11 protein-coding genes are annotated in these 12,383 nt (G+C 40.8%); 9 read left to right on the top strand and 2 right to left on the bottom strand.

Features of this window, described 5'->3' with window-relative positions; genetic code table 11:
* The first annotated feature begins 60 nt into the window (after positions 1-60).
* The 7 genes from BP74_RS15775 (at position 61) to BP74_RS15745 (ending at position 6,772) form a co-directional block, all read left to right on the top strand.
* Positions 61-381, top strand: coding sequence for a 4Fe-4S dicluster domain-containing protein (locus BP74_RS15775; RefSeq protein WP_496375379.1), 321 nt, complete (start codon positions 61-63; stop codon positions 379-381).
* Between the two features lie 8 nt (positions 382-389).
* The gene (locus BP74_RS15770) at positions 390-1,460 is read left to right on the top strand and encodes a 3-methyl-2-oxobutanoate dehydrogenase subunit VorB (RefSeq protein ID WP_496375377.1); all 1,071 of its coding nucleotides are present in this window, start codon (positions 390-392) and stop codon (positions 1,458-1,460) included.
* Positions 1,450-2,280: a thiamine pyrophosphate-dependent enzyme gene (locus BP74_RS15765; RefSeq protein ID WP_496375375.1), complete on the top strand. Its 831-nt coding sequence runs from the start codon at positions 1,450-1,452 to the stop codon at positions 2,278-2,280. Before BP74_RS15770 ends, BP74_RS15765 begins: the two co-directional genes overlap by 11 nt.
* 1 nt (position 2,281) lies before the next feature.
* The gene (locus tag BP74_RS15760) at positions 2,282-2,848 is read left to right on the top strand and encodes a 2-oxoacid:ferredoxin oxidoreductase subunit gamma family protein (RefSeq protein ID WP_496375373.1); all 567 of its coding nucleotides are present in this window, start codon (positions 2,282-2,284) and stop codon (positions 2,846-2,848) included.
* Positions 2,849-3,276: 428 nt separating this feature from the next.
* Positions 3,277-5,241, top strand: a complete 1,965-nt coding sequence (locus BP74_RS15755) for a glycoside hydrolase family 127 protein (RefSeq protein ID WP_496375371.1) — start codon at positions 3,277-3,279, stop codon at positions 5,239-5,241.
* A 12-nt stretch (positions 5,242-5,253) separates the two neighbouring features.
* Complete coding sequence (locus BP74_RS15750) at positions 5,254-6,435, top strand: aldose epimerase family protein (protein WP_496375369.1); 1,182 nt, start codon at positions 5,254-5,256, stop codon at positions 6,433-6,435.
* Positions 6,436-6,475: 40 nt separating this feature from the next.
* Positions 6,476-6,772 carry a cupin domain-containing protein gene (locus BP74_RS15745; RefSeq protein ID WP_496375367.1) on the top strand — a complete coding sequence of 99 codons (297 nt, stop codon included), beginning with the start codon at positions 6,476-6,478 and terminating at the stop codon, positions 6,770-6,772.
* Between the two features lie 77 nt (positions 6,773-6,849).
* Here BP74_RS15745 and BP74_RS15740 read toward each other — a convergent pair whose 3' ends face one another.
* Entirely contained in the window at positions 6,850-7,665 is an 816-nt protein-coding gene (locus tag BP74_RS15740; protein ID WP_496375365.1) for a hypothetical protein, read from the bottom strand.
* A gap of 318 nt (positions 7,666-7,983) precedes the next feature.
* Between BP74_RS15740 and BP74_RS15735 the strand changes: the two genes are divergently transcribed.
* On the top strand, positions 7,984-8,937 hold the full coding sequence (locus BP74_RS15735; protein ID WP_496375363.1) for a glycoside hydrolase family 5 protein: 954 nt from the start codon (positions 7,984-7,986) through the stop codon (positions 8,935-8,937).
* 94 nt (positions 8,938-9,031) lie between these two features.
* Entirely contained in the window at positions 9,032-11,659 is a 2,628-nt protein-coding gene (locus BP74_RS15730; protein ID WP_496375361.1) for an MGH1-like glycoside hydrolase domain-containing protein, read from the top strand.
* A 13-nt stretch (positions 11,660-11,672) separates the two neighbouring features.
* Here BP74_RS15730 and BP74_RS15725 read toward each other — a convergent pair whose 3' ends face one another.
* Positions 11,673-12,377 carry an ROK family protein gene (locus tag BP74_RS15725; protein WP_496375359.1) on the bottom strand — a complete coding sequence of 235 codons (705 nt, stop codon included), beginning with the start codon at positions 12,375-12,377 and terminating at the stop codon, positions 11,673-11,675.
* Positions 12,378-12,383: the final 6 nt, after the last annotated feature.

Below are 12,383 nucleotides of genomic sequence, written 5' to 3'. Positions count from 1 at the left end.
AATTCAATAAGGTTTCTGTCGACATTTGGTGAGGTTATCACTCCTCTAAATTCCATTACTATGGAACAACAAACGGTTGCTGCTTCAAGAAAAGAAAGAAAAGTAAAAGGTAAGGTCGCGGTCAATATTCAAAAATGTAAGGGCTGCGAGTTATGTACCCTTGCCTGCAAGGAAGGTGTCCTTTCTCTTTCTACCCATATCAATAACAAAGGATATCGCTACATAGTAGCCGATATTGATCTCTGCACGGGCTGCGTCAACTGCGCACTGGTTTGTCCTGACGCAGTTATTTCAGTATATAGAACTCCTTTAAAGAAAAAGGTTGCTGATATACCGTTAGCAAAGGAAGAATTGCTAACTGATAGTAGTCCCTCAAAATAATATGCATTATGACCGAAACTAAATTAATGAAAGGTAACGAAGCATTGGCAGAAGCGGCTATACAGGCTGGTTGCGATGCTTATTTTGGTTACCCTATTACTCCCCAATCGGAAGTGCTTGAATATTTGGCCCGTGAAATGCCCGCCAGGGGCAGGGTGGTAATGCAGGCAGAAAGTGAAGTGGCTTCTATAAACATGGTATATGGTGCGGCCGGTGCCGGCTTTAGGGCCATGACTTCTTCATCTTCACCCGGAATAAGCCTGATGCAGGAATGTATATCCTATATGGCCGGAGCTGAATTGCCCTGCCTGATCGTTAATGTCAATCGTGCGGGTCCAGGTTTGGGAACTATTCAACCCGGGCAGGGTGATTATTTCCAATCTGTAAAAGGCGGTGGTCACGGAGATTATAAATTGATCGTACTTGCTCCATCTTCCGTACAGGAAATGGCTGATCATGTATTCCTGGGCTTTGACCTTGCCGATAAATACAGGAACCCTGTTTTATTATTATCTGACGGAGCTATCGGGCAGATGATGGAGAAGGTGCAGTTCCAACCTTACCAGGATCCTAAAGTAGATAAATCAAATTGGGCCACCATTGGTAAACCCAAAAACAGGAGCCGTAATTATATTACTTCTCTTTTCATCCAGCCCGAACAAATGGAACAGCATAACCAGAAACTGGAAGCTAAGTTTAGGCTGATGCGTGATAATGAAGTGCGTTTTGAGGAAATGAATACGCTGGATGCTGACTATTTATTTGTTGCCTATGGACTTTGTGCAAGGATCTGTCAAAAGGCAATGGATATAGCACAACTCAAAGGAATTAAAGTGGGATTATTACGACCCATAACCTTGTTTCCCTATCCTTCACAACGCCTATTGGAATTAGCACCGCAATTAAAAATGATAGTGAGTGTTGAATTAAATAGTGGACAGATGGTTGAAGATATAAGGCTTGCTGTGAACGGAAAAGTTCCGGTTGAATTTTATGGCAGGATGGGTGGCATGATGCCGACTCCTGAAAGCATTGTGGAACATTTAGAAACCTTAATACAGTATCACCATGCCAATTGATGAAAATGTAATGATGGATACTTCCATGGATACATCCCTGGGTAGCGAGACATATGAGACCGTATATGAAAAACCGGCTACGCTTGTTGACGTTGACATGCATTATTGTCCTGGCTGTTACCATAGTTTGGTTCATAAACTGATTATGGAAGTGGTAGAAGAAATGGATATACAGGAGCAAACCATTGGGGTAGCCCCGGTAGGTTGTTCTGTATTTGCTTATGAGTATATGGATATTGATATGCAGCAGGCTGCACACGGACGAGCAGCTGCAGTGGCTACTGGTATCAAAAGGTTACTACCCAATAAATATGTTTTTACTTACCAGGGTGATGGTGACCTGGCAGCAATAGGTATCGCTGAAACTATACATGCTATCAACCGGGGAGAAAACATCCTGATCGTTTTTATCAATAATGCTGTATATGGTATGACCAGCGGACAGATGGCGCCTACCACATTAACCGGTATGCAAACAACTACGAGTCCTGCAGGGAGGGATACCAGTATGCATGGATATCCAATTAAAATATCAGAATTGATCGCACCATTGCCGGGAGCTTTCTATGTCACACGGCAGGCGGTCAATAATGCCAACGGTGTAAGAAGAACAAAAAAAGCGCTCCAAAATGCGTTCAATTACCAAAAGTTAAACAAGGGTACCTGCCTGGTGGAAATAGTGGGTAATTGTCCTTCCAACTGGAAAATGACGCCATTGGAATGTACCAGGTTTGTCGAAGAAGATATGATGAAGACTTTCCCGGTGGGAGATATCAAGCTTCCAAAGGCAGAAGATCTTAAAACTACAAAGGAGGCATAATATGTTAGAAGAACTTATTGTAGCAGGTTTTGGAGGACAGGGCGTATTATCCATGGGAATGACCCTGGCTTATTCAGGAATGGTTGAAGGTAAAGAGATATCATGGATGCCATCATATGGGCCTGAGATGCGGGGAGGAACTGCCAATTGCATTACTATTCTCTCAGATAATAAAATCAGTTCTCCCATACTGTCCTGCTTTGACACTGCCATAGTGCTCAACCAGCCTTCCATGGACAAATTCGCACCAAGGGTTAAACCAGGCGGATTGTTATTGTATGATACCGGAACAATTTTACAACCCAGTGAACGCAGGGACATAGCTATTGTAGGAATACCAGCAACCACCGAGGCGCTGAAGATGAAGAATGCCAGGATCATGAATATGATCATCCTGGGTGCTTACCTGCATTTAAAACCTGTTGTGAGTCTTGATTCTGTATTGGAAGCTTTGAAAAAAGTATTACCTGAAAAATACCATCACCTGCTTCCCATCAATGAACTGGCATTGGAAAAAGGTGAACAATTGATCCATGAACTGGAAGAACCTGTGATGTTGGTATGTTGATGTAGTTTAAAAGCAATGTTTTACTAAGTTGCTAACTTGCAAAAGGGCAAGGGACAGCTACAATCAAATAGATGCCATAAGTATAAATTATATGTCCAAAAGTGTCCTGGTTGGAATGAAATGCTTTTCATTATCCTGCCCTTATTTTACAATAAGTTCTCCTGGTTCATTCATTTTTATTCTTGAAGCTGCAACAATGGTGGTTTTACCATCTCCAGGTGACATATTCCAGTATTATTGTTATCCATTAAGTAAAAGCGAATGACCTGGTAGTAATAGTCATTACCAAAACCGTATATGCCAGGTTAATTGCATGAAAGAAAAACATATATCTTTCAAGTGTATCTTGCTTTAGTTCCTTTTGTTATCAATATGAGAGTAAGAACTGTGTAACAGTAAAAAAATAAATAGGTTAAATAGCACTTAGTATGTGGAGAAACTGGCTGAAGACATTTTCATTTATCCTTGTTTGCAATGGAGCACAGGCCCAGGCCGGCTCTCTTCAAAAATTATATCCTGTAAACTTTTCCGAAGTATATATCAACGATAACTTCTGGACCCCGAAAATGAATAAAGTTGCAGATGTTACACTTAGGGCCTGCATTGATTATACAGAAAACAAAACAGGTCGCATCCGCAATTTTGAAAAGGCAGCCCTGCACACAAAAGGTAAACATGAAGGTGTTTATTATGATGATTCTGATGTTTATAAAGCGTTGGAGGCGATGGCCTATTCTTTACGTAATCATCCCGATTCAGCAATTGAACGAAAGGCAGATGAATGGATTGATAAAATTGCTGCCGCACAGTTACCAGATGGGTATCTCAATACCTATTATACACTAACGGGTCTGGAAAATCGGTGGACCGATATGGAGAAGCATGAAGATTATTGTGCTGGTCATCTCATTGAGGCTGCCATCGCTTACTATAATACAACCGGTAAAAGAAAGATATTGGATGTGGCCATTAAGCTGGCAGATCATATAGATTCAGTGTTCCGCTTGAAAGATCGTCATTGGGTTTCAGGTCACCAGGAAATAGAACTTGCCTTGATGAAATTGTATCACCTTACCAACAAGGACAAATACCTCCAGGAAGCCAAATGGTTTCTTGACCAACGTGGTCATGGTTATGGAAAAGGAGTTATCTGGGACCAATGGAAAGATCCAAAATATTGCCAGGATGAATTACCTGTAAAGGATCAGAGAGATATAACAGGGCATGCTGTCCGGGCTATGTACTTATATACCGGAACAGCCGATGTAGCAGCGGTTACCGGTGATGCAGGTTATATGAATGCCATGAATGCCGTTTGGGAAGATGTGGTATATAGAAATATGTACCTGACAGGTGGCATAGGAGCATTGGCAAAGAATGAGGGCTTTGGTGACGATTATGACCTGCCCAATGACCAGGCTTATTGTGAAACCTGCGCTTCTGTTGGAATGGTCTTCTGGAACCAACGTATGAATATGCTTACAGGAAATGCAAAATATATTGATGTATTGGAAAGGAGCTTATACAATGGAGCCCTTGATGGTCTCTCTTTAAGTGGAGATCGGTTCTTCTATGGTAATCCATTGGCTTCAGCCGGAACACAAAATCGTCGTGAATGGTTCGGAACCGCATGTTGCCCATCTAATATTGCACGTTTGGTAGCCTCCCTGGGCAATTACATTTATAGCACAGGAGATAAAGGTGTCTGGGTCAACCTGTTCATCGGAAGCAGTACCAAAGTAAAAGTAGATGGCAACACGATTGGTTTAAATATGCTATCAGGCTATCCCTGGAAAGGCGATGTGAGCATTACGGTGGATCCTGCAAAAAAGAAAACATTTGGTATGCACCTGCGTATTCCCGGATGGTTGAATCAACCGGTTCCGGGCAAGTTATACCAATATGCAGAAACCAAAGAAATCAAACCAATGATCAGTGTAAATGGTAAGGCTGCTGACTATTCTATTAATGATGGTTATGCTGTGATCAACAGGACATGGAGAAAAGGGGATGTCATAACCATACAATTTCCAATGGAAGTAAGGCAGGTGATCAGCAACCCCGAGGTAAAGCAGGATAAGGACAGGATAGCATTACAGTATGGTCCATTGGTTTATTGCGTGGAAGGAAAGGATAATAATGACAATGCCTGGAATATCATCATGCCTGCACAACCAAAGTTCGAATCAACATTTCAACCTGGATTATTAGGGGGGATCAGTACCATTGACTTTGATGCTAATGTTGTGCAGGTAAGTGCAGACGGAAAGTCTGTTGTCACTACAACTAAAAAAGTTACTGCCATTCCATATTATTCATGGAATAACAGGGGAGCTAGTTCCATGCAGGTATGGTTACCCACAACCGTCACCAATATTAAACTCAATTATTAAATTCCACTCAATATGAAGCGACGCAACATCCTGTTTATTTCCGGTTCCCTGTTTTTATATACTTTGATTTCTGCCTGTAATGATGGGAACAGTAATACAAAGGAGCCACAGGAAAAATCTCAAACCAAAGGATATGCCTTACCAGATCCAGGGAAATTTTCTGATACTATAAATGGCAAGGCTACGCGTTTATATATTTTGAAGAATCAGAACGGGATGGAGGCTGCCTTTACCAATTATGGAGGTCGTCTGGTTAGTTTGCTGGTGCCGGGAAAAGATGGAAAGCCCGTGGATGTAGTTGTAGGTTTTGATAGCCAGGAAGGCTACCAGAAAGCAACAGAAAGATACTTTGGCGGAACTATTGGTCGGTACGGAAACCGGATCGCCAATGGCAGGTTTGGCCTTGACGGGAGAGAATATACATTGTCTGTTAATAATGGCCGTAATACATTGCATGGTGGCAAGAATGGATTCCAGGAAGTGGTATGGGATGCCAACCAGCCAAATGATTCGACATTGGTCCTCAACTACCTTTCAAAGGATGGTGAAGAAGGTTTCCCTGGAAATTTGAATGTTACAGTGACCTATTCATTAAGTGCAGATAATGCATTGAAAATGGATTATAAGGCCACGACAGATAAAAAGACTGTTGTCAATCTTACCAATCATGCTTTCTTTAATTTGAATGGAGAGGGTAGTGGTACTATCAATGATCATATGTTGCAGGTAAATGCCAATAATTATACGCCGGTTGATTCAACGCTGATCCCTATAGGTAAAATAGAGCCAGTGGCAGGAACACCATTTGATTTTCGCCAACCGACAACTATTGGCAAAAGGGTCAACGATAACAATGAGCAACTGAAATTTGGTAAAGGTTATGATCACAACTTTGTCCTTGACGCTACGGGGAAACAAGGATTAAATCATGCAGCTACCATTAAGGCTGACAAATCAGGTATTATTATGGACATCTTTACTACAGAACCGGGTTTACAGTTTTATGGAGGTAATTTTATGCAGGGTCAGAACAGTTTTAAAACGGGAGCAAAAGATGCGTTCAGAACAGCTTTCTGCCTTGAAACACAGCATTTCCCTGATTCGCCTAATCAGCCTTCTTTTCCCAGTACAGTTTTACTACCAGGCAACGAGTATCATTCCAATTCTGTGTATAAATTTTCAATAGCTAAGTAAATTTTAATAAACTACTAGAGCCCTACTTTAAATCATAATTATGGTCATTACAGAAGCATTACAATTGTCAGATGAAAAACCTGCGGTTTTGCAGATCAAAAACACAGAGAAAAGCAATGTGATTGCCATTGGCCTGAAGAAGGACCAGGTATTAAAAAAACATATATCACCCATTCCAGCTTTGCTGGTAGTATTAAAGGGTTCAATAATTTTTGAAATGGAAGGAAGCAGAACGGAATTGAATGAACTCTCCACGTTTGAAATACCGGTAAACGTTTTACATGAAGTTACAGGCCTTACGGAAAGTATTTTTTTGGTTATCAAAGAGAAATCCTGAGAGCTATGAACAGCAACAGTTACCTGCAAAGAATTAAAGAAAAACCATCGACAACGATGGTTTTTCTTTTTGAATAATTATCTGATAATAATACCGCCTCTTCCTGTTGTTTTAATAGTTCTGTTCGCTCCAGATTGAATACGATAAATGGATCCTGGTCTGAAACCCTGTACATTAGGATTAATTACAAGGTTTCCACCACCTGGTGCTATTACATTTCCACCGCCCGAAGCCACCACATTAGCACCACCAGGGGCTACTACATTTGCACCACCTGGCGCTACTACATTAGCCCCGCCAGAAGCCACAACGTTGCCACCACCTGCGGCTACCACATTGGCACCTCCGGATGCTACCACATTTCCGCCTCGTCCCTCAATCATACTTACGGCTACCGATTTTCCATTGATCTTCAGATCTACTACAAAACGTCCATTGCCCAGGTCATAAAGATCTAAGAACATTCCGGCACTGGCCACACTGGATTGGTATTGCCTGACCAGATTTTTTAGTTCATCATAGGTACGCCAATGGCCTTCATTATAGTTTTGAATATTGTATTCCCATGCATTAGGCTTTCTGCCATATTCCTCCTTATAAATTTGGGTTATCCATTGATCTCCTGTGACCTCTGAAGGAGTGTATTGCCAGGTTAGGTTGATCTTTTGTCCCGTTCCGATAGTTTTATATTGTTTAATATACCCCTTGAGCTCACTATAACTATTCCAGCTACCATTGTTATAATTTTTGATATCACATTCCTTTGCTGTGGGTGAAGTATTATACAGTTCTTTATATATCTGTACAATCCAGGGATCGCAGTTTTGAGCAATACTGGTACTGGCTAAAAAAATAAGAAGAAAAGATAGTAAAGAAAGCGACTTTAATTTCATTGTGTATGTTTTGGTTAAAAAAATAGATAAGATTTTGAATGGTTAAAGGAGTAGTTCGGACTATAGCTTTAAGGATTTGCTATGTATAACGTTTTATCTTGCCTTCCTTTAAAAAACAGTATTGAAAAAAGGAAAATAAATTATTCATGTTGGGTATGGTTGATTGACTGCAATAATATTAAAAATCAAAACAAAATACTATCAGACTTTTTATTGTTATTTTCCGGTACTATTTCAACTGTGATTTCAATTATTTTAACTCTCCATGATTCATTGGGAATTCACATTTATATTCCTGTTGTTGTAAAATAAAGAACCATGAAATGTAAATACCTGTTCATGTTAATCTTCTCCTTTTTCATATTGCGGTTTGTGTATGCCCAACCCGCAAAAGTTCATGGACAACTGCAGGTTAAAGGCTCCCAATTATGCGATGACAAGGGCATACCCATTGTCTTGCGGGGGATGAGTTTTGGCTGGCATAACTTCTGGCCACGTTTTTACAATCCAGCTGCAGTTGCCTGGCTTGCCAGCGATTGGAATTGCTCCGTTGTCCGGGCAGCCATGGGCGTGGAACCAAAAGGAGGGTATAAAGAAGACCCTGAGGGTTCTGTAAAAAAGATCAAGGCGGTGATAGATGGAGCCATCAAATCGGGTATCTATGTGATCATCGATTGGCATAGTCATAATATCAACCTGGCGGAGGCAAAAACCTTTTTTGCTGAAATGGCCAGTGAATATGGGAAATACCCCAATGTTATCTATGAACTATTCAATGAACCTGACCAGGAAAGCTGGCAAGATGTAAAGAACTATGCAGCTGAAGTGATCCAGGTGATCAGGAAACATGATCCTGATAATATTATTTTAATTGGCAATCCTCATTGGGACCAGGATATTCACCTTGTGGCTGATGCTCCATTGGCTGGCTTTGAGAATATTATGTACACGGTTCATTTTTATGCTGCCACCCACAAACAGGAGCTCAGGGATCGTTGTAACTATGCCCTCAATAAAGGAATACCCATATTTATATCAGAATCTGCAGGAATGGAAGCAACTGGTGATGGTGCATTGAATGATGCGGAGTGGCAGAAATGGATCGTGTGGGCCGAAGAAAATAAGATCAGCTGGATCACCTGGTCGGTGTCTGATAAAGACGAAACCTGCTCCGTTCTCTATCCCCGTGCTTCTTCCTTTGGTAATTGGACCGATAAGGAGATAAAGGAGTCCGGGAAAAAAGCCAGGGCATTGCTAAAGCAATATAAGTAAGCAGGTAATCTGCTCTCTTATATTGGAAAGTTTGATTCAATTCATCCTGTATATTTATTACTAAGCCCATTCGTTATAAGTATTTTTATAGTACATGAAAACGGATGAAAACCCGAATGCAGAATCCAGGCGCTTACAGCAAAGTGCCGGTAAAGATGTCCCTCTTGCTAAATGGGGCCCTTATGTAAGCGAACGACAATGGGGAACAATAAGAGAGGATTATAGTCAGAACGGAGATGCATGGAATTACTTTCCCCATGACCATGCCCGCAGCCGTGCTTATTTATGGGGAGAGGATGGCCTGGCCGGTATAAGCGATTATTTCCAAAACCTTTGTTTTGCCATTTCCCTTTGGAATGGTAAGGATCCCATTTTAAAAGAACGGTTGTTTGGTTTGACCAATCCTGAAGGCAACCATGGAGAAGATGTAAAGGAATTGTATTATTACCTTGACAATGTTCCCTCTCACTATTATATGCGGTATCTCTACAAATATCCTCAAGCCGCCTTCCCCTATGCTGAATTAAATGAAGAAAATAAGAAAAGGACAAGGCAGGATCCTGAATACGAATTACTGGATACTGGCATATTTGATGATAATAAGTATTTTGATGTGGATGTTGAATACGCTAAAAAAAGCGATAATGATATTTTTATAAAGATCCGGATCAGTAACAAGGCGACAGATGCTGCTTTCATTTCTGTGTTACCTACTTTATGGTTTTATAATCGTTGGCAATATGGAGGACTACAAAAAAGACCTGTAATTAGTTTAATAGATCAGCAGTCAGTAAGAGCAGATCATGAGCGCCTGGGATCGTATTATTTGTATTTTAAAGAAGCTTCAGCACTTTTGTTTACAGAGAATGAAACCAACAATGAAAAATTGTTTGGGAAGCCAAATGCATATAGCCGTTTAAAAGATGCCTTTCATGAAGCAGTCATTAAGAAGGATCTTGCCTTAGTTACATCTCAAAAGGAAGGAACAAAATTTTCTCCGCTGTACCAATTGACTATTGACCCAGGAAATTCAAAAGACATATACCTGCGCATGTCCGACCAGTTGGAACCAGTGCCTTTTGAAGATGATTTCGAGGAACTGTTTCAACTGCGAAAAAAGGAAGCAGATGAATTCTATGCCTCTGTAATGGCCGAAAACCTGCCACAGGAATTGAAAAATATACAGCGGCTGGCTTACGCCGGATTACTGTGGAACAAACAATATTATCATTATGACCTGGAGCGTTGGATCAGTGCATCTGATGGTATCAGTCCCAAAACTGTTGAAAGGTTAAACGGGCGAAACCATACCTGGAAATATTTAAAAAACCAGGATGTTATCGTCATGCCGGATAAATGGGAATACCCATGGTATGCGGCATGGGACACTGCTTTTCAATGTATATCCTTCGCTGTGATAGACCCCGTTTTTGCCAAGAATCAAATGATCCTCATCATGCGGGAATGGTACATGAATCCACAGGGACAATTACCTGCCTATGAATGGAATTTTAGTGACGTCAATCCCCCGGTACATGCTTTTTGTGCCATAGAGATATACCGGATTGAAAAGGAAAAAAATGGAAGCGGCGATGTTTCCTTTCTGAAGAAAATATTCCAGAAGCTCATGCTGAATTTTACCTGGTGGACCAACAGGGAAGATATCAATGGTAATAATGTTTTTGAAGGAGGCTTTTTAGGACTTGATAATATAGGGGTCTTTAACAGGAGCAGCACGCCTGGTGGTGTGCTTTTGGAACAGGCGGATGGCACCAGCTGGATGGGAATGTATGCATTGAACATGATGGATATGGCTCTTGAAATTGCTGTTCACGACCCATCTTTTGAAGATAGCTGCACCAAATTTTATGAACATTTCGTATTGATCGCGGAAGCTTTAAATGAATTAGGTCTCTGGAACCAGGAAGACCAGTTCTTTTATGATATGCTTCTGGTCAATGGGTCAACGACAATGCCATTAAAAGTGCGGTCCATTGTAGGTATCACGCCCCTATTGGCTGTTTCCGTTATCAGTAAAGAAAAGCTGCAGAAATTGAGTGACCTGAAAAAAAGAATGGGTTGGTTGAAGGAATACAGGATGCATAATAATAAGTATTTACCAAACGAAGAGAATGACCACCAGCAGCTGACTCTTTTATCACTTGTTCACAGGGACAAACTGGTAAAATTGATGGAACGCTTACTGGATGAATCAGAATTTCTATCACCCGGAGGTATAAGAGCCCTCTCAAAATATCATGAAATGCATCCTTATGAAGCCAATATAGAAGGCAATCAATTCCATGTACAATACGATCCCGGGGATGCTACTTCAGGTCTTTTTGGAGGCAATTCCAATTGGCGTGGCCCTGTATGGATGCCTGTCAATTATTTAATTATTAAAGCCATTCATAAATATTATGCTTTTTATGGTGATACCTTGCTTGTTAATTGTCCAACTGGCTCAGGCACCCAAATGAATCTAAAACAGGTGGCCGACTTTCTCACCGATAAACTGATAGGCATTTTCCTTCGAAATGATAAAGGTAACAGGCCTTTATATGGACCCTATAACGATTTCTATAAAAAAGCAGAAAATAAAGATCTTGTATTATTCCATGAATATTTTCATGGCGACAATTCAAGAGGATTAGGCGCCAGCCATCAAACCGGTTGGACGGCTTTGATCACATGCCTAATACAGGAAAGAAATCAGATATAGGTGTTGAGCCTGTTTACATTGACCAAAGTTTGGCACCACCTTTTATACCATCCCTGTTTGAATCTATACTAATGTTTGAATCCAGTTTGAATGTTAACTTGTCTGCATTACCCCCGCTTATGGATAAAAAATCATAGTGGAAGACAGTGATCAATATGCCAATCACATTTTTCATTCTTTTGTTCCAGCGTTTCTTTCCTATTTTATCCAGTGCCTTTTGTCCAATGTATTCGTCATAGGTTTGGTTTTTGGTAACCGGGTGATGAGCCATTTCTAAATGTGGAAGCAATACTCCATCATTGATCATTGCAGTTCCAAATCCAGTACCCAGGGTGATAACTAATTCCAGGCCTTTCCCTTTGGCAAGACCCAGACCCTGCAGGTCGGCATCATTCACCACCTTTACTGGTTTTTGTAAGCTTTCAGAAAGGGCCTGGGCAAGATTATAATGGCTCCATGATTCAGTTCCTAAATTAGGAGCGGTCTCCACAATTCCATTTTTCACATAACCGGGAAAGCCTACAGAAACTTTATCAAAAATAAATTCAGTAACCATTCCTTTAATTGCCGTGAGTATTGCTTCGGGGGTTGCAGGAACAGGAGTAGGCACTCTTTTATAGTCACTAATAAGTGCACCCTGAGCATTTAGTATCACAGCTTTTACATGTGAGCCTCCAATATCTATGGTTAATATTTTTTGACCAGGTACATTCTCCATATTAAT

The sequence above is a fragment of the Flavisolibacter ginsengiterrae DSM 18136 genome (assembly GCF_059568575.1).
This window is presented reverse-complemented; position numbering and strand designations above follow the sequence as displayed.